The following is a 21,856-nucleotide window of genomic DNA, read 5'->3' on the forward strand; positions in this document are numbered from 1 at the left end:
GGTGAGTGGGTAGCTTTTCTTCGGTGCATTGTTTAAATTTATGTATCTTATATATCGTTTGCTATCCACGATATATATATTAGGTTTTACAAATAAAATTACCCTAACAAACGTATACAGCATTACATGTTAAGTTCCAAAGTTTTGAACTAAGTGACACAATCTATTTAGAATTCATAGTGCCACAAGTCAAAGCAAATGATACTTGGAACACAAATACAAGCTATTTACGGGTTATTGATTGTAAGATTACTGCCTATTATTACAGCCTTGTTTTTTATTCAGGCGCCAGTATTTGCAATCGATTTACCACCTACAACTCTTAAGAATAATCCGATTCAAATCGAAAATATCAAACCTGGGACTTCTGACTGGCAATTGAGGAAACCCGCGATAAATCATGAAATTGAAGGGTATGCTTCATTAACTAGCGTCAATCGTGGTGATGAAATCAAGCTGTTTGTCAAAACTAAAGACCCAGCTTACACAATTGAACTTTACCGTATGGGTTGGTATGGCGGTAAAGGTGGACGCCAGGTAGCACCCGCAGTATTTCGTAAAGCCGTAAAACAGCCAGCACCAATTATTGATGAGGCAACAGGGTTAATTGAATGTGATTGGAAAGACCCATATATATTAAAGATACCAAATAATATTGATGACCCCTCGCAATGGGCAAGTGGGTTTTATTTAGCGAAGTTAACAGGAAGTCGAAGTGGTAAACAAAGCTATATTATTTTTGTCGTTCGCGATGATGGGCGCCCATCAGATATATTATTTCAATCGAGTGTAACAACGTACCAAGCATATAACAACTGGGGTGGAATGTCGCTGTATCGTTGGAACAGTAGAGGTAAACAAGCGTCGAAAGTTTCTTTTAACCGTCCTTATGCAGCTAGTCCAAATAAAGCTGCTGGATACGGTGTGGGTGCTGGAGAATTTTTAACCAACGTTCAACCCAAACGTCGAACCTATAATGCCGGTTGGGAGTATAACATGGTGCGCTGGTTAGAAAAAAATGGTTATGATGTCACCTACTCTACTAATATAGATACTCACGAAAATCGTTTAGATGAATTGAGTGGTAAACCGGCGTTGTTACTACACAAAGCATTTTTATCAGTAGGACACGATGAATACTGGTCTTGGAAAATGCGGGACAACGTTGAAGCAGCACGTGATGCAGGTGTAAGTTTAGGGTTTTTCTCAGCGAACACATGTTACTGGCAAATACGGTTTGAGGCAAGTCGTATCGGTCGAGACCTTAACCGGGTGATAGTTGGTTACAAAGAAGGTGAAGCGTTAGACCCATTTGCGCGCGATAGAGACACAAATAATGATTATCTTGTCACAACAAAATGGCGCCAGAAACCAATTAACCGTCCAGAAGATGCATTAATTGGAGTTATGTACGACACGTTTCAAGTAAACGCCGATATTGTAGTACCAAACACGGCGCCACAGTGGTTTCTTGCTGATACACAATTAAGTCAAACTGCCAACCAAGCATCAAATAAGTTATTAGCCTTTTTATATCCAGATAAAAAAGAAATGCGGCTAACAGGCTTATTAGGTTACGAAGTAGATAAAATGTTTAAATCGGCGCCGCCAAATACTATCCGTATAGCTCATACACCTTACCGTCACAGCGGCAGAACCAAATATTCAGATATGACAACTTATACAACCGATTCAGGAGCAACCGTATTTGCCACAGGTTCCATTCAATGGAGTTGGGGTTTAGATAATTTCAACGCACCACAACTGCGTCCTCAACTATTAAGTAAAGACGCACAAGCAATAACGCGCAATGTACTAGCAAAAATGATAAAGAAAAAGGAATAATCCCCCGTAGGGGGGGTCAAACTACGCTGAAACTAGGCGCCGTAAAGATTCAGCACGACGTTTTGCGACTGTGTTGTTAGCATCATATTTAAGTACTTGTTCGTACATTTCTAGCGCTTGTGCGGTTAGCTTTTTGCGCTCGTAAGCATGTGCTAGGTTGTTATAAGCGACAACGTAATCACTCTTAAATTTGATTGCTTCTTTGTATTGGCGAATCGCTAAGTCGTACTGTTCTTGAGCAAAGTATACGAACCCAAGTCCGTTGTATATAGGGGCAACGATTTCCTCACCTTCTTCTTCAGCTGTCTTTAAAGCTTTTTGAAATAAGGAAATGGCTTGTGCGTACAGTTTCTTTTCGGAGTAAATACTCGCAAGCTCATAATACTCTTGCGTTGTGCCCTTTTCTTTGGTGAGTTTGGTTCGCAGTTTCGAGAACGAGCTTTCAACTCGACGAGTTTTAAAAATTTGCCGCACCACGTTAACCAGTGCGAATACTAGTATCGCTACGAAAACAGAGAGATAAAAAACCGCTAATTTACTATCCATTGTTTTTATTAAACGTCATCTTCGTTTTTATTATCGCGTAGAGACGCGATTAATCGCGTCTCTACGATTTGCGTCTTTATCTAGAATACTGGAAGGTGGAAGTCCCCAGTACTTGATGCGTTCAGTTAACCATCCTGTTTCTTGATAGCTTGCGATTAATATGTCAATTTGGCGCCGGAGTTTATCGTTTTGTAAACCTTTAGCAATAACTACACATAATGGTTCTGTGGAGAGTCTAACGTTTAATAGTCGGTACTGGGGATATTGTCGCACCCAACCGCTAAGAACTGTTGCATCAGCGCCGAAAGCATCAATTTTATTGCTTTCCAGCAGGTTTTGAGCCTCGATATAAGAATTTACGCCAACTAAATCAGCATTAGGTATAAAATATTTTATCGGAGCAATTGTACTTGAGCCTGCTAAAACAGCTATTTTGAGCTGTTTAAAGTCATCTAAACTCTGAAGCGATGTGTCTTTAGTTACTAAAACAGTGCTATCTAAATAGTAAGGAATACTGAAATTTACAATACGTGCGCGCGATGGGGTAGCTGTGACTCTAGCAATGGCAATATCTACTTTATTATCTAAAACCTGAGAAATACGGTCACGATTTAGAACTGGTTTTAACTTAGAAGCTTTACTGGCGCCAAGTAAGTCTTGTGCTAAACGTTGCGCTAAATCTATTTCTAAACCCTGTAAATTACCACTTTGATCACGGAATGCCAACGGGGGAAGGTTATCTTTAACGGCAATTCTAATATGACCGCGTTGCTGAATTTCTTCGAGTTGGGCGGCGCCACAAGGTTTTGTACAAGGTAAAAGGCAAAAGGCAAAAGTAAAAAATATGATTACTATAAACCGCATTTTCATACCTACACGATTGAAAATCGCATTCTAATCAAAATACAAGGTGCATCTGAACTATGTCGATTAATCATAGCCTAGATAAGCAAACCTTGTTGGTAGTCTTTTACCTTTACCTTTGTCCTTCTACCTTTTATGATGCTTGACTTGCGGCAATTTCAGCTACTTTGCTAAAACCTTGTGGGTCAAGAACAGCCATTTGCGCCAACATTTTACGGTTGAGGTTGATATTAGCTTTCTTGAGGGCGCCGATAAACTTGCTGTAGCTCATTCCATGTTGACGTACAGCAGCGTTAATACGGGTTATCCACAAACGGCGAAAATCACGCTTTTTCTTTTTGCGGTCACGATATGCACTGCGAAGTGCTTTCATAACCTGCTGGTTTGCAGTTCTAAACAGCGTTGAGTGTGAACCGCGAAAACCCTTAGCTATCTTGAGAATCTTTTTGCGGCGTTTGCGCGCCACATTACCGCGTTTTACCCGTGTCATAACTTAAATAGTCCTTGAGAGTTCCAAAATTTACAATCTGAATTTACAAATAAGGCAGCATCATACGCACGTTTTCAGCATCGCGCTCATCCACAACTGGCATTTTGGACAAGTTACGCTTCTTCTTCGAGGATTTGTGTTCGAGAAGGTGGTTTTTGAAAGCTTTACGACGGACGATTTTACCGCTTCCTGTTGCGCGGAACCGTTTCGCCGCAGCTTTTCTGGTCTTTAGCTTAGGCATAATTGGCTTTAAAACGACACAATCTAATATGTTACTACGATTTTGTCGATTTTACCGCATAATCTCAAGAAACCTGGTTTCTTTGTTGAAACCAGGTTTCTCTTGATTTGTAAAATCTCTCTGTATCATCCCCAACAGGTAATTGTGTTCAAAAGTAAAAATTTCATAACAAAAATTGATTTATATTTTATCTGATCTAAAAATAAGGTAAATTATTGTGAGCAATGTTAAGGCTAATTCACTAATATTTCTTATTTTGGGGTCATTGTTGGTGAAAGTACTCAAACAACGCTTTATGACTTTGCAAAACTTCTATTAACTACGAGTATTGCAAATGAAAGTGCCAATCGCTGAACTTTGACCGCTGTTACAAAGCAGAGGAATTTAGAGTTGACCGAATTGCTATTTAAGTAACAGCTTACATGCTATGTAACTTTTTACTCATTCAGGATTCGGTTGAAAACTTTTACTTCCCTCTATAAGAAATGTGTGACCTTACTGAATATTGATGTGAATAACCAAGCACGTTTGGAACTTGTTCTGGAAGTTACAGCTATAGGAATGTGGGACTTTCATTTACAGACGGGTATGGCGTTCTGCTCAAATCAGTGTAAGCACATATTGGGCTTTACGCTCGACAGTATGGATGTAAGTGAAAAAACTTTTCTAGAAAATGTACATCCAGAAGACCGAGAACGGGTTTTAGAGACAGCGCAAGGCGCCATATTAAATCACAAAGATTACAATACACAATACCGAGTTATTTGGCTTGATGGTAGCATTCATTGGATTGCAGCGCGTGGTCGTACACTATATGACACTGATGGCAAACCAGTTCGGATGTTAGGAACCGTACAAGATATTAGTGCCCAAAAAGCTGCCGAAGTTGAACGTGAAGAGTTGTTAATGCGGGAAGTCCAAGCAAGAACCGAAGCAGAAACAGCTAATTTACTCAAAGACCAGTTTCTTGCAGTTCTTTCCCACGAAATTCGTTCTCCCCTCAACCCGATATTAGGATGGACAAAGTTACTTAAAAGTGGCAAATTGGATGCTGCAGCCGAAGCACGGGCTTTGGATACAATAGAGCGGAACGTCAAATTGCAGACGCAGCTAATAGATGATTTACTCGATGTATCAAGAATTTTACGCGGTAAGATTAATTTAAACTGTGCTGCTGTTGATATGTCATCGATGATTATATCCGCTATACAAACAATAGAACTAGCAGCACAAACGAAGAATATATATATAGATTACGTTAATAATATTAGTACACCATTTAACTTTGTTTGGGGTGATGCAAATAGAATTCAGCAAATTCTAGGCAATTTACTTTCTAATGCGATAAAATTTACTCCGACAAGAGGAAAAGTTTCAATTCGATTAGAGCGACTTAATTCTCAAATTCAAATTACAGTCAGCGACACAGGTAAAGGTATAACACCTGACTTTCTACCATATGTTTTTGATTTCTTTCGTCAAGCTGATAACAGTACAACTAGAAAATCTGGTGGTTTAGGACTTGGTTTAGCAATAGTCCGTCAGTTAGTCGAACTGCATCATGGTACAGTACAAGTATACAGTGCTGGAGAAGGGCAAGGAGCCATATTCACAGTCATACTTCCAGCTTACCAAGTGGAACAAGTATTTTCTGAATCTAATATTTCGACTGCGAGTAATTCTTCAACCTCACTATTAGGAGTCAAGATAATAATTGTGGACGACGAAGCAGATACACGCGAGTTATTACAATTAATACTCGAACAAAGTGGCGCCACTGTCACCGTTGCATCTTCCGTGACCGAAGTATTAAGTATTATTGAACAAGTACAGCCAGATATACTTTTAAGTGATATAGCTATGCCACAAGCCGACGGTTATAAACTAATTCGTCAAATTCGAGAAATGGCGCCATTTCAATCAGAATATAAATGTAATCAAATTCCTGCAATAGCATTAACAGCATATGCTAGCGACTCTGATGAAGAAAAAGCCAAGGTAGCAGGTTTTCAGCTACACCTAGCAAAACCTATCGACCCAGAAGAACTAGTAAACGCTATCGCCAAGCTACTCAAAACTTAATTGTGGCACAGGCATCCCGAACTGCACAGGCGGGACGCCTGTGCTACGACCGTGAGGAAACTGCTTGGTCTACAATACTTTGCGGAAATTGGCGCCTTAATGCATTAAATGCGGGACATGGGTTTTGGTCTTGTAGATTTTCGGGTTTACTCCAAGTAAAGGGCGCCTTTTTGGCAGCGGACATCCATAGTAAACGCTTTGCGCGCGTCATTGCGACATATAGTAAACGGTATTCTTCGGCAGTTTTGAGATATTTTGATTGTTCCCAAGCTTCGGTAACGCTGGGAATGTCTTCTTCTCCGTGGAGTGCTGCACGAATTTGAGCGCGTGCGACTTCGGAAAGTGTATAGTTACCCAAAAATTGTCCTTGTGGTGGTATCCAAAATTTTCCTGGTATTAAGTTTTCGTGTAGAAACGGTAGAAATACATAATCCCAATCTAGCCCTTTGGCTTTGTGCATGGTAATAATAGTCAGTTGTCCTGCACGGGTGTAGCGGGCTTCGACATCTTCGGTTTCGACGGCTTCAAAACGTTCTGAACTAACAATTTCGCTTAAAAAACCCAGCATTGAACCCATTGAATTAGTGCTAGCTATTTGCTGTGTTAGCCGTTCAGAAAGTTTATCGGCAGTTGCTAGTTCGGCTTGGTCGTAGTTGAGCGCTAAAGCAATAAAAGATATTAATTGATACAACGGTAGTGCTAGCTTGGCTTGAAGCAAACTCCGACACAAACGTGCGGCTTTTTGCACGGGTTCAGGTTGTTCGGGAGCAAGTGGACCCGGATATAAAAAGTCTTCTGGTTGTGCGGCAAGAGTATTAAGGTCTTGGGTTGGGACTAACTGACGCTTTACCAAAACATCGAGAGCAGCTTTGAGAAAATCAGGGGAGTGAGGACGGTCGCAAAATTGTAGTAACGCCAAAATTTCGGCAGGAACGTGTGAGTGTCTATCTCGTTCGCCTGCATCATACAAAATTATATTATTGTCTTTACATACCTGAACAAGTGCTTCAGCTAGCCATTTACCTTGACGGTTTTCGCGTACTAAAATCGCAGCGCGCGTTTTAGTTGGGTCTGGGGTAAAAAGTTCAACAATACGTTTACTTAATAATTCAACAGTGTGATGAATATCGCGCGGACTGCAAATTTCTAGCCCACGTCCCACATGAGGAGGGTTTGCATCTGTTTGTGGGTCATCTGGGTCAACAGTACAAATCATTTGTGGACGGAAAGGACTGGGGAAATTTTGGCTAGAGACCGTATTAATTCGGTCTCTACTTTCCCCATTTGCTTTTGCTCCGTAGAAACTGTTGACCCAATTTAGTGTAAAGTTGGCGGCTTCGATAATAATACGGCTACTGCGTCCGGCACGGTCCATTGTGGCGAGTTGATTGGCGCCATCACATTCTTCACAAAATTCGCGGAAGTATATAGGGTCTGCGGGAGTAAAGGTTGAATTTATGGCTTGATTTGGGTCGCCAACTCGAATTAAATTAACTTGTCCTCCTTGCGGTTCTGTGGCAAGAATTTCTAAAAGTCGCGTTTGTAAAGGACTTGAGTCTTGCGCTTCGTCTTCAAATACCGCAAATACTTGACCTTGTTCGATACGTCGTGCATGAGGGTCATCTAAGACTCGCAATGCTGCTAAAATCATATCGTCGTAGTCGATAAAGTCGTGCGCTTTCATTAAATTTTCGTACTGTTCGTATAACCCAGCGGCAACGTTTAATATTCTGTATTCATCGTCTATGTACCTGCTCATGTTTTGCAGGTTTTCTATAGATATGCCAGAACTTTTGGCTTCGTGAATTACTGTCGTTGCTAATTCGGGTAATACTTCGGTTCGTAATACAGACTGGCGCCGCAATCTTTCAGTTTCTTCTCCGTCAAATTGGATACCTTCGAGCAACCGCATGTAACGTCCTGGATTATATGCAATCCACTGTTCAACCGCGTTACGAATGAGACGATGACTTTGGTTAGGAGTTATTAAAGTTACTTCGTTAAGCTGTAAATTTGAAAGTTCGGGGTGACGACTGGCTATATTTAACGCTAATCCATGCAGTGTATTGACAACAAATCCAGTTTGAGGTAAGGATAATTGATCACGCAGGTAATTACGAATTTTGATTTTAATATTTGCAGCAGCAGAACGAGTAAATGTAACGACAATTAATTGGCGCCGAGTATTGCGAAGACTAATCGCAGACTGTTCATACTGACGCGCAATTGCAATAGCTGCTGCTGCTGCCATCCCGGTTGACTTCCCGGCGCCAGGAACCGCAGAAACCGCGAGTTTCCCAGATGTCCAATCTGCCATTTGCTGCTGCCCCAGGCGCAAACCATTACGAATGCTGTTAATTGCTGCATTTCTAAGTGCGGATGTATCTAGCGGCACTGAATTGGTAATATAAGCGTCTGACATATAAAATTTAGAATTTTAGATTATAGATTATCGTAGGGGCGGGTTTATAAATATCCTCGTGGTGATTGAAAAAACTTCTAAACCCGTCCTTACATAAGGTTACATTGCACATTTTGACTAAGCTGAATGATAAAACAGAAAGTTTATTTACATTATCTAATTTTACTAGGGGTTATTTTAGTCGGCGCCTTCCTACGGTTTTGGAATTTAGATTTTAAACCGCTATGGATGGATGAAGTAATCACCGCTATCTTTAGTTTAGGTAAAAATTACAAAGATTTACCTCTCGATAAGGTATTTCCATTAACAAACTTAACAGATATTTTTAGCTATCAATCAGGAAAAAGCTGTCATGATATTGCTGCCAATCTCGCTTTGCAATCTACACACCCGCCATTGTTTTTCTGCACTATGTACACTTGGTTGGGGTGGTGGCAACCATTAAAAAATTGGATAGCTGAATTGCGATTTCTACCCGCTTTATTTGGTGTGGCGACAGTTTTTGTGATTTATTGGGTAAACCGAATTGCGTTTTCACCTCAAGCTGGGTTAGCTGCAGCAGCTTGTATGGCTGTTTCTCCATTTGCTGTCTACCTTTCTCAAGAAGCGCGACATTACACTTTGCCAATGCTGTTAATTAGTTTAGCGCTGCTCTTTCTAGTTAAAATTCAGCAGGATATTTTTCGTCATCAAAGAATTCGCGTTTGGGTATGGGGCTGTTGGGCAATAGTCAATAGTATTAGTCTCTACGTCCATTACTTTTGTATTCTGGCTTTAGTCGCTCAAATAGCTACGTTAGTTTCACTATTAATATGGCAAAAAGTCAGGCGCCGTCAAATCTGGTTGACATTAATTTTGTCTATTACAGGTATTGCAGTTAGTTTTGTTCCTTGGTTGATGGTAATGCTGCATCACTCCAAACGTTCTGAAACTGGTTGGTTAGAGGCGCCTCAACATGTGGCACCCTTATACCAAACTATAATTAATTGGCTATTAATGCTGATTGCCTTTCCTGTAGAACAACAACCAATAGTCAACGCTGCTATTAGTGCTGTTTTTATGCTGCTTTGCGGAGTATGGTTTGTTTGTGAAGCAATAAAAGGATTAAGACAACTTTTAAAAAATCCAGACACTCAGCTTTCTACCCTAACACTATTGGGTTTTACTGCTTGCGTAGTCTTAGAATTTTTTGCCATTATTTATCTAACTCAGAAAGATATTACCGTCGTACCGCGTTATAACTTTGTATATTATCCTGGCTTTTGCGCTTTACTCGCTGTGAGTTTACTGGGGAGGGGTAAAGCGTTTCCTGCTGTTTTAGTTGTTGGCATTGTTAGCTGTATATTTTTAAACTTCAACTTGGTTTTTCAAAAACCTTTCCAACCGGAACTAGTCGCGCGTAACTTTAACCAAGAACCTTCAGTTCCATTAATGGTAGTAGTCGGATACAGTGATTATCAGGATGTGGCTTTAGGATTAAGCTTTGGGTTGGCATTACAACAAATCAAAAGTAACTCTTTAACACCATACAATTTAGCCTTCTTTGATAAGAAACCTAATTTTCAAGCAGTTATAGATAAATTAGCACAGTTACCAACCCAGAAGGCGCCTTTAAATTTATGGGTTGTTGCTTCGGGTTTGCGAAGACGCGATTTTCCCCAACAAATAAATGTTTCTTCACAATTGAGTTGTAATAAAGATGAGAAGCAATATTACCGCATTGGTATTCCTTACCAACTTTATCGGTGTAGAAATTAAAAACTTATCGTGCATTCTATTATACTCAACATTTGTCATGCTGAGGAACGAAGCATCTTAATTGTCATGCTGAGGAACGTTAACGCAGTTTTCCCGCAGGGTAGCATCTTAAAATATTTTGATGCTTGTTTAAAAAATAAAGTTATAACCCTTTTAAGGTAATCCGAGAGGTTTAAGATATTCACCACAGAGATACGTAGAGACTGTATTAATACGGTCTCTATTGGTGCCAAATTTTAACTATTATTTTTAGCAGCAGCTAACTCAATCTTCAGGATTTTATTTTGTTCTCTAAGTACCCCTGGTGATTCAATTTGGCAATCATCAAAAGTCACAGAATCAACATCTAAGAAGTGAGCAATAGCCAATTCAATAACCAATTCAGGAGAAAGTTGAGTTTCTTGACAGTATTCTTGTATTGCCTGCTTTATACGTTCTGGCAGGTAGTCCAAGATATTTTTTAGTGCTGTTGTATCTTGTGCTTGCATGGTAGTTACTCTACTAATGGAATTCTACTGTTATATTTCGGTTTATCTACTTTTTGAAGAATTAAAGATTCTATTTCTGATAGCTGCCGAATTTGTCGATTCGTTACAACAAAAGTCGCAATTCTCAAGTCTGCTGGATCCAATCTATCGAAAAAAGCTTGTGTTAAGGCATTATGACCATTTCTGAATCGCGCTCTTATAGCACCTGATTTGCCAATATAAAGAATTTCTTCATTTTTATGTTTAATAGCATAAATACCAGGAGATGTGGGTAATTGTTTAAAATCTCTCGTTAAACAGTAGCATTGTGAGAATGGCTTTGATATGAGGATTTCCAAAATTTTGTAGGCTTCCTCCTTAATATCCGCTTCGGTCATATTTTTATTCTATCAATTCTGCTTATGCTTGAACGGGCAAGGATGCCCGTTCCACAAGACTACACAATACAATTTTGGGTGTTTTATTCTTCAATTTGCCAGGAGTCTTTGTTAAAGTCCTCGTCGAGTACTTTTTTCGCACGCACTATAACCGTAATTTTCCCTAATATTGGTACTTCCGGCGCCGTTTCAAACCATTGAAAGTCTAGTTCACCATTATTATCGATGACAAAATAGCTATTATCGTCCCACTGACGTTGGGCACGGTCGATAACGACTACCACTTGTTCTAATGGTGAATTCGCGGTTTGGTTGGGTAGTCTTTCGGTACTAGATAAAATAACTACAGGGTCTTCTATGGCTAGTACTACTTGCCAACCGGGTAGTGGTATCCATGCTTGTTCTCCCGAAACTCGCACCATGCGAAAGGCGCCTATTTCTTCAACTATTGGTACAGCTTTTAAGTCTTCGGGTTTTAATGGCATTTCACCTGCTACGGGTAAAATGCGTGCTAACTCGCTTGTTGATTCCAGACGGTAAAAAGGTAAAGTTGGCGCCGGACGTTTACTTACTACTGTAAAGTCTGTTAATAATTGCTCGATTTGTTTACGTGCTTGGGGTGAGTGGGCAAAACGTAGTCCTTTAGCTATGAGACGCGAACGTTCTTGTAAGTCGCTGTATTGACGTGCGAGTTTCCAAGATTGATAGGCAACTGCATCACCTGGGTGTGCGGTAAAACCTTCAGGAGGGTTACGGAAGCGAGAATAATCTTTGATTGCTCGCGCAATTTCTCTGGCTTCGTCGCAGTCAAGTTGGTGTTTAAAGGCAAGTTCTCCCGCAGAAGCGCGTTCTTCTTGAGTCAATAAGCGAAATTCGTATAGTACATCGCTGGCACGTTGACTAAAGTGGGATAGTACTTCAGAGGAGGCGCCGACTTTTTCGATAGACGAATAAACTTGGGCGCCAACTGTGACTTGATTTTGCTGAACTGGCTCAAAACCAGTTTCTTCAAAAATTGTTTGGGGATTGTAACCAGATTTTTGCAACTGCGTAATGGCAGAACCCCATTCCACCCAATTACCTTGTTTTTGTCTGAGTTTTCGCAATAGCTCAGATTTCTCTTCAGAGCTCATATTGCCGGGGTTTTGAGTATCTTGTGGTTGGGAGGTCATAGAACGCTGGGCATTTTTACTAGTCAGATATATTCTACGGTAGGCGCTTGTACTTGTTCTTGATTACGCAACATATAGTTATGATGCTCTGTAACTACGGGAAAACTAATGCTTGATTCTACACAATTTGTTACAGAAGCTCGTATAGAGCGATTTGGGATGTAACACTTGCCGACCATGTATGATTGTGGTTATAAATAAAAAATACTTGATAGCGTAAGTGTGTTTGCGTGTTTTATCTTATGCAAAATCTGCAAATACGGATACTGCATTTAGAAATAAATACGTAAGGTTTGATATTCAAATTAAATAATTCAGGATATTCCACAAGTTAATACTTCTTTTTTTAAATTAAGCTTGGTATTGAATATCACAATATCAATAAGAATTAAAGGAATTATCTTATGGATAATCCGATTCCTGAAATTGATAAAATCCGTAGGCAATTAATGACGATAGAAAAACCTAAAAAACTTAAGCTTTTAGTCGTTGACGATGAGCCAGATAATCTCGATTTGCTCTATCGTACTTTTCGACGAGACTTTAATGTCTTAAAAGCAGACAGCGGTATCAACGCGCTTGAGGTTCTTGCTGCTGAAGGAGAAGTAGCTGTTATTATCTCTGACCAGCGAATGCCAGAAATGAAGGGAACTGAGTTTCTTAGTAAAACTGTACCTCAATTTCCTGATACCGTTCGTATTATCCTCACTGGTTTTACCGATATTGAGGACTTGGTAGAAGCAATTAATGCTGGACAAGTTTATAAGTACATCACCAAACCGTGGGACCCTACTGAACTCAAGGCAGTGGTTCAACGTGCGGCAGAAACTTATGACTTGCTTAAGCAGCGTACAGAAGAATTACGTCGTGCTAATGCCCAGATGGCACTTCTAACTTCTTTGGTCAATGTTACACAGCTATCAACGAGCTTTGATTCTATTCTCGACCCCCTTGCAAGGTCATTTGGAGAAAGCTTTGGCTGTGATGGTTGTATTTTACAAATGATTGACGCGCGGGAACTGGCGCCGATACAAGGAAGTTACTCGACTGCTGGAAAAGTTGAAAACTGGCTAAGATCTGACCCACTAACTACGCAGGCAATAGCATCTGGTCAAATGCAAGTCTCAGTAAATGTGAGTAATGATGAAAAGCTAGCAGCAGTTTCACACTATTCAGATAATGGTGTTAAAGCGCATTTAATGGTACCTATTATCTATCGCAGTCAAACTCTTGCTGTGCTGTCGCTCCAATGGAAACAACCCTTTGCTTTACGTGAAGACGAACTCAAACTTATTCATAGTTCTGCTCAACTTGCTGCTATAGCACTTACTGCTACTCGCTGTTGCTAACATAGTGTTTACACTTTATTGTAAAAATCCCACGTGTGTAGAGACGTGAAATTTCACGTCTCTACATTATTTATATTTGTATGTATCTATTTACATCTATACATTCTATAACGCCTCTACATTTAGATATATAACGCTCTATTTGTATAGAAAGATTGTTACTCTTCAACCAAATTTCTTGACTAAAGTTATTAATTATTGTATTGTAGGTGTAAGTGCTATAAAAAATAAACTTGTAATCAATCAAGAAAGCTACTACCAAAGAATTTTATATCAGTAGTAGTAGAGGTGCGATTTTATGTATAACTTTGATGATGTTTTAGAAGGAATTCCTGATATATAGCTATTGGTAGATAGCTGTAACAAAGCTTGCTATTGAAAATACAGCAGTATATTTGTGTAAAGAAGAATTAGAAATTCGATAAGTAATAGCAAGCGTTTCAAGCATTTTTGAAGTCGTAGGTAATATCCTATGCTTCACATCAAGAAAAAGAGACAAAGAAAACTTTCCAATGAGTGGAAACTAAGTAGGGACATCATTTGTATTGTCTCTGGTTTTCTGCAAGAAGCGCGTGGTTATCCACTAGCTTAAGGTCTCGAACTACCAAAATTTTTTATGACTCAGCTAGTAGAAACTATAAAGAAAGATTCGTTTGGGGAAGCTACGCTTTTACCTATATCGACAACATTATCAACCAAACTATCAAAATTTCCAGCGGTTGGACTTGCAGTGTTATGTGCTGCTTGCTTCGGTGTAACGGTTCCAATGACGAAGCAATCGCTTGTTGATTTATCACCTTTAATGATTTTGGTAATTCAAGGTATATCAAGCATTATTTTTTTGTGGTCAGTTGTCTTATATCAAAAAGTGGAGTTACCAAAAAAATCAGTTGCTTGGAGTGCGAGTTTAATCGGTTTTTTAGAACCGGGTTTGTCATATATTTTCGCGACTATTGGTTTAAGTTTGACGACAGCAAGTAATGCGACACTCATTTCTGTTAGCGAACCAATTATAACTATTGCCTTAGCAGCGGTTTTACTCAAAGAAAAAATTAGTTCACCACTTATTAAATTAGCACTCGTTGCTTGTGTGGGAGTTGGGATGGTCGCATCTCCAAGTATAACTAATATTACAGGTGATTCTTTAACTGGGGATTTTCTTGTAATGCTTGGGGTTGTATGCGCTTCACTATATGCGATTGTAGCTCGACCTTTACTTAAAAAAGTGGCGCCGTTAGTTTTAGTAGCGCTTCAACAGTCGTTTGCACTAGCTTGGTTTGTACTAATTCTTACAATATTGCAGTTGATGGGTCAAAACCCCATTAACTTAGGGCAATTCCATTTTGAAAGTGTCTTGTTAGCAATGATTTCAGGTATTGTCGGACAAGGTTTGGCGTTTTGGCTATATTTACTCGCACTACGAACATCTGGTGTGAGTGTAACTTCGCTATATCTAACGCTTATTCCATTATTTGGTGTTGCAACTGCTTATGTGACCCTTGGAGAAAGACTTTCGTTAATTCAGACTTTAGGTGGTGGACTTATTCTTGTAGTCGTGCTGTTTATTTCTCAGTTACCTGAAGCGAAGCATTAAAGAAACCAAAGAAACCGGGTTTCTATGCAAAATCTTTGTTTTATTGCAAGACATTCAATAAAGAAACCCGGTTTCTAGTATTCTTATAGAATAAATATTTCTGCCTGATTCATGAGCGAAGAAGTACGTGCTATTTTTAACCGCATTGCTCCTGTTTACGACGAACTCAACGACAAGCTAAGTTTTGGGCAGCATCGGGTTTGGAAAGAAATGGCGGTGAAATGGAGCCAAGCTAAACCAGGTGATACATGTGTCGATTTATGCTGCGGTAGTGGTGATATCTCGTTACGGTTAGCGCGTCGTATCGGCACGGGAAAGGTATACGGGGTTGATTTTTCGAGTGAGTTATTAGCTGTAGCAGCATCACGGACAAAAAGTTTGTACAAGCAACCCCCAGTTACTTGGATAGAAGCGGATGTTTTAAATTTACCATTTGAGGATAATTTCTTCGATGCTGCGACAATGGGGTATGGACTACGAAACGTTGGCGATATAAAGCGCTGCTTACAAGAAATTTATCGTGTTTTAAAGTCAGGCGCCTCGTGTGCGATACTAGATTTTCACCGTCCGAGTAACCCAATAATGCGCTCTTTTCAGCAATGGTATCTAGATAATTTAGTCGTGAGTACTGCTACACAAATGGGATTGAAAGAAGAATACGCTTATATCAGTCCCAGCTTAGACCGTTTCCCTATTGGTAGCGAACAAGTTGCCATCGCGCGCCAAGTTGGTTTTGCTTCTTCCACACATTACCCAATTGCAAACGGTATGATGGGAGTATTAGTCGTTAATAAATATTAAGTTAGTAACTCCTAACTAAGTTAATCCCTTGGATTGGTCTCATCTCTGGCTTTACGTGTCCCCCCCGGTTCTCGGCGGAATTATTGGTTACTTCACCAACGATGTAGCCATCAAAATGCTATTCCGTCCTTACCGCGCGCTTTATATTGGTAATAAGCGTATCCCGTTTACTCCTGGTTTAATACCCCGTAACCAGGAACGTCTTGCTAAAAATATTTCGGATACGATTATGGGGTCGTTGTTGACACCCCAAGAATTGCAAAATTTGGCGCGGCGCCTTTTGCAAACAGATCGTGTTGAGGGTGCGATTCTTTGGTTGCTGCAATCAGCACTCGAACAAATAAAATTTGACAAAGACCAGAAAAGCGCCAAAATTCTAGCGAGTATTTTGCGTGACTTGCTCGGCGAGTCTTTGCCGCGTCTGCTCAAGACTTTAGCGCGTCGCGAAGATTTTTTAGAGACGCAAATCAACCAAATATTCGACCAAGTATTACTCGAATTTCAGCTTAACGACGAACAAGCTAAACGTCTTGCTGATTGGTTGCTGCAAGTTGTTTTACCCCCCGATACAATTCGGTCGGCAATCGTTGATTTTTTAACCGACCGCACGATACAAACTATAGATGAGAGTTTTCGCGAAAAAACCAGTGGTACTTACTGGGTGGTGGCCAACTTATTTGGGTTACGCAACACCTTAACGCGCTTGAGAACTTTTTGCCTTGACGAAAAAGACGCAACAAACATCCGCATACGCGAACTCACCCAAGATTTAAACGTTAATAACCGCATTAAAAGATTTTTGCTCGACCTGTCGCTACAAAATCTCCCTATCGCCACAGTTCGCCAATTACGCAAAACAACGCGCGAGAGCGTTCGTCATTACCTGCAAACCAGTGGTGGTGAGTTGCTTCAAGGATTGAGTGACTCTATGGACTGGGACAACATCGCAGCAGTACTTATTACCCGTTTAGGCACCTCACCAGTAGTAAGCGCTTCCTTGGAAACCGTTAGTAAAGAACTCGCTTTAGTTCTAGAACGGTATTTGGAGAGAGATTTAGAAAAAATCGTAGCTCAAGTAATACCTATACTTTCTATCGACCAGGTTATTGTTGACCGCGTAAAATCCACATCACCCGCAGACCTTGAAGCAGCCATCGAAGGAATCGTCAAAAATGAATTGCAAGCCATTGTCAGCTTAGGTGGTATTTTAGGGTTCGTCGTCGGCTTACTGCAAACAGCCCTACTTTTATTCAGTGGGTCGTAGGCGCCTTTTACTAGATAAACATAGGCATCCTAAGAGTGAGATTAACATTATCTTGTGGGATGGGCATCCTTGCCCGTCCCATCCCCACCCAAATTTAAAGAAAATATAAAGACACCGCTACTATATTTTAAAGTCTTGATAAAGTTGAGGCTTGATTGAAAAATTCACCCTGAACAAGAAATTTAGATCAGAAAAAGTCTGACAGCCGCTAAAATACGTTGTTTATCGAATAAAAGTTGGAAATTTTGCGCGCAAAAGCAATACTCAGCAGAAGAGCGTGTATTTTTTAATGAGTATGTAAAGAAATATATAAAAAAAGATACTATTATTTCACTGTCACTACTAGTAATCGCATAGTATAAATTAGCAACATTATAGTTATCCGCACGCATAAGTTGATAACAATAATATCATGTACATTGAATACATAATAATTTTGTCAATGACCTATTCACTAGATAATTGTGATTCAAATCACACTTGTGCCGCAACTATATTGATGTGCCGTGTATACACTTAAGTAAATACCAATATACTAGTTTTCAAGTAACCAGCATCTCAAATTTACTTTCACGGGAATTAATGTGTATAAAAATACTAAACATTAATTCATTGTGATTGAAGATGTATTAAATAAAACTGTATAAAAATATTCTGTAGTAGATAGTAACTTCTATGTACTTTAGCTGTAATACTATGGAAATTAACAGTTAGATAAGTTTTGAATAACCTCGATTAGTTTGCATAGCAGTATACAACTGCTATATAATTATCGTTGGTTATTCTTACTGAATTGTTAAATATTTAAGGGTGCTGTTTTGCCAGCAAGGAGTTAACTTCTAGCATGAAGGAGAGAATAGTTAATGTAGTCTGTATGACAATTTCACAATGTTGATAGTGATAATCTCGCTTAGTATCTAGAAGAACGCCAATGATTATTTCTTGATTGACTGAAAAACGAATCAGCCGTAGATACCAAGCATATTTTTCACAGCTTGAGCTATTTGTATTGGCGCCGTTCACAAGTCGGGAACTATCTGTATAGCGTTATTTCAGCAGGTAAAACTTTTTTTAAAGTCAGTGAAACCAACTAAGCAAAATTACGTCGATGTTAGAAACCTGCCAATCTGGCAACACAACTGTTTTAGATTTGTTATTAATGTATTTACGAGAGGCTCTGGAACCAATATGCACCCAATAAGTACGGTATCTATTCCTTTAGACAGACAAGCAAAATTTATTACTTATTTTATGAGTTGTTTGTGATATGTTGTGTATGCAGTGTTATTATCTTTGAGTAGTGTCTCTTAAGATAACTGCATGATTATTTGAGGACTATCAGAAAGAATGCTTTGAAAATTCACATAATTTGTAGGTTATTAAATCTATGTGTGATTTTTTATTGAGATGAACTGAGAGACCTGTTTTAACTATCTAGCTGCAATCAAATAACCAGTTGTTACGAATGGGGCTTTGACGGTCATTTTGATCTCGGTCTCTGGTCACACCTTCTTCATGGTCGTTTTTTGTGAAGAGGGTTAAATGACAGAATTATTGTATAGATTTTTAAATACATCATGAATACATCAATGTATGTTGATTAAGAATCACTTTTATCGCTTCACACACTATTATTTATTAACGTAAATTATGTAAATAAAGGAATCCGCATTTGTGGAGTAAAAATGACGAGTCAGTAATTACTACTGTTACTCGCATTTATTTGCGCCAAAATAATATTCTACTGAAAAATAAAATTGTATAACTTGTATGGCATTTATGGCTGCTGATATGGTAAGCAGTTTGCATTGTGTGTTGGTGTAGGGGGTATCTGAAATTGCTGAAAAGATGTGAACGAAACCGGAAACGCTCTAAGCGACGAGCGATATTTTGTCCGATACATGGATGCTATATCGATAGCGCTAGCCAAAAATATCCGCTTTATGCTGACACTCCTGGGCAACTCCAGCAGCGCGGTGTTCGCAGAAAGGAAGCTATGATGTTGGTCGCATCCCAGACTGCGGTTAGTTTAGAAGGTGAATGGTTAGAAGCATTCTGGTGCGACCAATGTCAAAGTATTGAATGGTACTATGTCAAGAAAAAAGACCGTGTTTATGAAATATCGGTGGCGCCTGTTGAACTCTGGCAGCGTGCGATAGGAGTAATAAACCCTGAAGGAAATTCTTCTGTTGGAGAGTTCACCCGTAGACACGCACGGATGACTGGTTACAATGTCAAAGAGGAATTTCATGTTCGCGGTACATAACTATTGCAGACCCCGGTTTGTATGTTCAGGCGCCGCAATTAAAGTAATGAAGTAGTTGAGATATCTGCATGATAGATTCACTTCCAAACGTAGAAGAAATTGATTTTCAAAAATATTTACAGATATTACAGCGACGTTGGTTGCCTGCTGTTGGAATTTTTGGGGTTATTGTCACTGCGGCATCAGTGTATGCGTTTTCATTAAAGCCAACTTATGAAGCTCAAGGAAGTGTATTGATTAAAAGCGATAATACTTATTCTTTGACTGGGTTAGGCGAAAACTTGGGAAGAATTCAAGCTTTAACGCAAGAAGGTAGCCCATTAGAGACGCAAGCAAAAATTGTAACATCAGTACCAGTAATTCAAGAAACTATCAAATCTTTGAACCTTGAAGATAAGGAAGGTAAACCGATTGAAATTGAAGCACTAGTCAAAAAACTTAAAGTTAAAGGAGCAGTTGGCACTGATGTGCTTGAAATATCTTATACAGATGATGACCCGAAACTGGCAGCTCAAGTAGTAAACAAGGTTATCGACTTATATATCAACAGAAACGTTACAGATAATCAGGCAGAGGCGATTTCAGCACGTAAGTTTATTTGGAAGCAGCTACCAGAACGCGAGCAGGCTGTTAAGCAAGAAGAGTTAACCTTGCGTAAATTTAAAGAAGATAATAAAGTTTTAGTGCTGCAAGAGGAAGCATCAAACGCAGTTACTACAATTTCGCAATTAGAAACAGAAATTACTAAAGCTCAAGCTGATTTAGTTGAGGTTGAACGAAAATTAGTAAATTTACGTAGTCAAGCCAAAGTTCAATCAGAGCAAGCTGCAACTTATGCTGATTTGAGTCAAATAAAGGGAACTCAAGATGTTTTGACTCAACTTCAACAAGCGGAGAGTCTCTTAAAAGTAGAAAAAACACGCTTTCAGCCTGGACATCCAGCAGTGATAAATCTTGAAGAGAAGGTTGCTGCTCTTAAAGGTTTATTGAATGAGCGAACGCAGCAAATAACTGGTAGCAATAAGTCTGTTCCAGAGGGTAATATTCAAATTGGGGAATTACGGCAGGAATTGATAGGAGAGTTAATCAGCACAGAAAATCAATATAATGGACTTTCTGCCAAGATTTCTCAACTACAACGGGCAAAAGTTAATTATCAACAACGCGCTCAAATTCTGCCCAAGCTTGAACAAACTCAGCGTGAACTTGAAAGGCGCCTGAAAGCAGCACAAACAACTTATGAAACACTACTTACTAAACTACAAGAAGTAGATGTTGCACAAAATCAGAAAGTTGGAAATGCTCGAATTATATCTAGTGCGCTTGTACCTAGTAAGCCAAGTGGTCCCCGCAGGATAATATTTATAGGCGCCGGGGCAGCAGCAGGAATAATATTAGGTATAATAACCGCGTTTGGGTTAGATTTGGTTGACAGGTCATTAAAGACGGTAAAAGAAGCAAAAGAATTATTCAAGTATACTTTGTTAGGGGTAATTCCAAATGTCAGCAAACGGGCGCGAAATCGCTCATCGCTTGATGTTGTTGAAGCGGGTATTCCTAGAATTGCGACTGATTTTACGCACTATCCGCTAGGTGATGCTTATCAAATGCTGCGAGCCAACTTGAAATTTTTAAGTTCAGACCATGAACTGCGATCATTTACTATAACAAGTTCTATATCTAAAGAGGGTAAATCTGAGGTTGCTGCAAACTTGGCTTTGGCAATGACCCAAGTTGGACGAAAAGTATTAATAGTTGATGCAGATATGCGCCATCCGATTCAACATCATATTTGGTATCTCAATAATAACATTGGTCTTTCTAATTTACTTGTTGAACAAATGGAAAGTGATAAGGTTATACAAGAAGTAATGCCCAACTTGTTTGTTTTACCATCTGGAGTTTTACCACCTAATCCTTTGGCATTGCTCGACTCGATGCGAATGAGTGCATTAGTTGATGAATTTGTACGTGACTATGACTTTGTAATCTTCGATACGCCTGCTCTCGCCGGAACCGCTGATGCGGCTGTTATAGGTAATTTAACTGATGGTACTTTATTAGTAGTACGTCCTGGGGTGATTGATTACGCTAGCGCCAATGCTGCAAAAGGATTTTTAACTCAGACAAGTCAAAAAGTTTTAGGGATAGTTATCAATGGTGTGAATGTAAAGCGAGAACCTGATAGTTATTTCTACTACAATCTAAACAATCTTGAATCTACAACCGCATCAAAAAGCGCATCAAATGATTCTGTATTAGTAAAAGTGAAATAAGAGTATTTATAGTAAGGTAGT

General features: G+C 39.4%; 17 protein-coding genes. 9 read left to right on the forward strand and 8 right to left on the reverse strand.

The features are described 5' to 3' along the window. Positions 1 to 198: 198 nt before the first annotated feature. Positions 199 to 1,845 (forward strand): N,N-dimethylformamidase beta subunit family domain-containing protein, encoded by a 1,647-nt coding sequence (locus DSM106972_RS18135; protein ID WP_127082017.1) that lies wholly within the window; start codon positions 199 to 201, stop codon positions 1,843 to 1,845. A 21-nt stretch (positions 1,846 to 1,866) separates the two neighbouring features. Here DSM106972_RS18135 and DSM106972_RS18140 read toward each other — a convergent pair whose 3' ends face one another. From DSM106972_RS18140 to rpmI, 4 genes are all read right to left on the reverse strand, one after another. Next, positions 1,867 to 2,391, reverse strand: a complete 525-nt coding sequence (locus tag DSM106972_RS18140; protein WP_127082018.1) for a tetratricopeptide repeat protein — start codon at positions 2,389 to 2,391, stop codon at positions 1,867 to 1,869. 30 nt (positions 2,392 to 2,421) lie between these two features. Beyond that, on the reverse strand, positions 2,422 to 3,255 hold the full coding sequence (locus DSM106972_RS18145) for a transporter substrate-binding domain-containing protein (protein ID WP_127082226.1): 834 nt from the start codon (positions 3,253 to 3,255) through the stop codon (positions 2,422 to 2,424). Between the two features lie 133 nt (positions 3,256 to 3,388). Further along, entirely contained in the window at positions 3,389 to 3,745 is a 357-nt protein-coding gene (gene rplT / locus DSM106972_RS18150; protein WP_019491212.1) for a 50S ribosomal protein L20, read from the reverse strand. Between the two features lie 43 nt (positions 3,746 to 3,788). Continuing rightward, complete coding sequence (gene rpmI / locus DSM106972_RS18155) at positions 3,789 to 3,986, reverse strand: 50S ribosomal protein L35 (RefSeq protein WP_127082019.1); 198 nt, start codon at positions 3,984 to 3,986, stop codon at positions 3,789 to 3,791. A 489-nt stretch (positions 3,987 to 4,475) separates the two neighbouring features. Between rpmI and DSM106972_RS18160 the strand changes: the two genes are divergently transcribed. Continuing rightward, positions 4,476 to 6,068 carry a hybrid sensor histidine kinase/response regulator gene (locus tag DSM106972_RS18160; RefSeq protein WP_145837571.1) on the forward strand — a complete coding sequence of 531 codons (1,593 nt, stop codon included), beginning with the start codon at positions 4,476 to 4,478 and terminating at the stop codon, positions 6,066 to 6,068. Positions 6,069 to 6,111: 43 nt separating this feature from the next. On the opposite strand, the gene DSM106972_RS18165 is transcribed toward DSM106972_RS18160, so the two are convergent. Then, on the reverse strand, positions 6,112 to 8,490 hold the full coding sequence (locus DSM106972_RS18165) for an ATP-dependent helicase (RefSeq protein WP_127082021.1): 2,379 nt from the start codon (positions 8,488 to 8,490) through the stop codon (positions 6,112 to 6,114). Between the two features lie 126 nt (positions 8,491 to 8,616). Between DSM106972_RS18165 and DSM106972_RS18170 the strand changes: the two genes are divergently transcribed. Beyond that, positions 8,617 to 10,248 (forward strand): glycosyltransferase family 39 protein, encoded by a 1,632-nt coding sequence (locus tag DSM106972_RS18170; protein ID WP_127082022.1) that lies wholly within the window; start codon positions 8,617 to 8,619, stop codon positions 10,246 to 10,248. A 236-nt stretch (positions 10,249 to 10,484) separates the two neighbouring features. Here DSM106972_RS18170 and DSM106972_RS18175 read toward each other — a convergent pair whose 3' ends face one another. The 3 genes from DSM106972_RS18175 to DSM106972_RS18185 form a co-directional block, all read right to left on the reverse strand. Then, complete coding sequence (locus tag DSM106972_RS18175; RefSeq protein ID WP_127082023.1) at positions 10,485 to 10,736, reverse strand: hypothetical protein; 252 nt, start codon at positions 10,734 to 10,736, stop codon at positions 10,485 to 10,487. Positions 10,737 to 10,741: 5 nt separating this feature from the next. Beyond that, entirely contained in the window at positions 10,742 to 11,113 is a 372-nt protein-coding gene (locus tag DSM106972_RS18180) for a GIY-YIG nuclease family protein (protein WP_127082024.1), read from the reverse strand. Between the two features lie 83 nt (positions 11,114 to 11,196). Then, positions 11,197 to 12,285 (reverse strand): RuBisCO accumulation factor 1, encoded by a 1,089-nt coding sequence (locus DSM106972_RS18185; RefSeq protein WP_127082025.1) that lies wholly within the window; start codon positions 12,283 to 12,285, stop codon positions 11,197 to 11,199. 404 nt (positions 12,286 to 12,689) lie between these two features. Here DSM106972_RS18185 and DSM106972_RS18190 point away from each other — a divergent pair, with 404 nt between their 5' ends. The 6 genes from DSM106972_RS18190 to DSM106972_RS18215 all read left to right on the forward strand — a co-directional run bounded on the left by DSM106972_RS18190 (position 12,690) and on the right by DSM106972_RS18215 (position 21,835). Then, positions 12,690 to 13,634 (forward strand): response regulator, encoded by a 945-nt coding sequence (locus DSM106972_RS18190; protein WP_127082026.1) that lies wholly within the window; start codon positions 12,690 to 12,692, stop codon positions 13,632 to 13,634. A gap of 616 nt (positions 13,635 to 14,250) precedes the next feature. After that, positions 14,251 to 15,228, forward strand: coding sequence for a DMT family transporter (locus DSM106972_RS18195; protein ID WP_127082027.1), 978 nt, complete (start codon positions 14,251 to 14,253; stop codon positions 15,226 to 15,228). Positions 15,229 to 15,339: 111 nt separating this feature from the next. After that, the gene (gene ubiE / locus DSM106972_RS18200) at positions 15,340 to 16,029 is read left to right on the forward strand and encodes a bifunctional demethylmenaquinone methyltransferase/2-methoxy-6-polyprenyl-1,4-benzoquinol methylase UbiE (protein WP_127082028.1); all 690 of its coding nucleotides are present in this window, start codon (positions 15,340 to 15,342) and stop codon (positions 16,027 to 16,029) included. Between the two features lie 28 nt (positions 16,030 to 16,057). Next, the gene (locus DSM106972_RS18205) at positions 16,058 to 17,293 is read left to right on the forward strand and encodes a DUF445 domain-containing protein (protein ID WP_127082029.1); all 1,236 of its coding nucleotides are present in this window, start codon (positions 16,058 to 16,060) and stop codon (positions 17,291 to 17,293) included. A 1,837-nt stretch (positions 17,294 to 19,130) separates the two neighbouring features. After that, a complete protein-coding gene (locus DSM106972_RS18210; RefSeq protein ID WP_127082030.1) occupies positions 19,131 to 19,559 on the forward strand; it encodes a hypothetical protein in 429 nt (142 codons plus the stop codon). Between the two features lie 68 nt (positions 19,560 to 19,627). Then, the gene (locus DSM106972_RS18215) at positions 19,628 to 21,835 is read left to right on the forward strand and encodes a GumC family protein (RefSeq protein WP_127082031.1); all 2,208 of its coding nucleotides are present in this window, start codon (positions 19,628 to 19,630) and stop codon (positions 21,833 to 21,835) included. Positions 21,836 to 21,856 lie beyond the last annotated feature (21 nt).

This window comes from Dulcicalothrix desertica PCC 7102 (assembly GCF_003991905.1).
Taxonomy (GTDB): domain Bacteria; phylum Cyanobacteriota; class Cyanobacteriia; order Cyanobacteriales; family Nostocaceae; genus Dulcicalothrix; species Dulcicalothrix desertica.

Coding starts and splice junctions, on each gene's coding strand:
- DSM106972_RS18195 (WP_127082027.1), top strand. CDS start 14,251: ATGACTCAGCTAGTAGAAACTATAAAGAAAGATTCGTTTGGGGAAGCT.
- ubiE (WP_127082028.1), top strand. CDS start 15,340: ATGAGCGAAGAAGTACGTGCTATTTTTAACCGCATTGCTCCTGTTTAC.
- DSM106972_RS18135 (WP_127082017.1), top strand. CDS start 199: ATGATACTTGGAACACAAATACAAGCTATTTACGGGTTATTGATTGTA.
- DSM106972_RS18180 (WP_127082024.1), bottom strand. CDS start 11,113: ATGACCGAAGCGGATATTAAGGAGGAAGCCTACAAAATTTTGGAAATC.
- DSM106972_RS18185 (WP_127082025.1), bottom strand. CDS start 12,285: ATGACCTCCCAACCACAAGATACTCAAAACCCCGGCAATATGAGCTCT.
- rplT (WP_019491212.1), bottom strand. CDS start 3,745: ATGACACGGGTAAAACGCGGTAATGTGGCGCGCAAACGCCGCAAAAAG.
- DSM106972_RS18170 (WP_127082022.1), top strand. CDS start 8,617: ATGATAAAACAGAAAGTTTATTTACATTATCTAATTTTACTAGGGGTT.
- DSM106972_RS18165 (WP_127082021.1), bottom strand. CDS start 8,490: ATGTCAGACGCTTATATTACCAATTCAGTGCCGCTAGATACATCCGCA.
- DSM106972_RS18140 (WP_127082018.1), bottom strand. CDS start 2,391: ATGGATAGTAAATTAGCGGTTTTTTATCTCTCTGTTTTCGTAGCGATA.
- rpmI (WP_127082019.1), bottom strand. CDS start 3,986: ATGCCTAAGCTAAAGACCAGAAAAGCTGCGGCGAAACGGTTCCGCGCA.
- DSM106972_RS18215 (WP_127082031.1), top strand. CDS start 19,628: ATGATAGATTCACTTCCAAACGTAGAAGAAATTGATTTTCAAAAATAT.
- DSM106972_RS18145 (WP_127082226.1), bottom strand. CDS start 3,255: ATGCGGTTTATAGTAATCATATTTTTTACTTTTGCCTTTTGCCTTTTA.
- DSM106972_RS18175 (WP_127082023.1), bottom strand. CDS start 10,736: ATGCAAGCACAAGATACAACAGCACTAAAAAATATCTTGGACTACCTG.
- DSM106972_RS18190 (WP_127082026.1), top strand. CDS start 12,690: ATGGATAATCCGATTCCTGAAATTGATAAAATCCGTAGGCAATTAATG.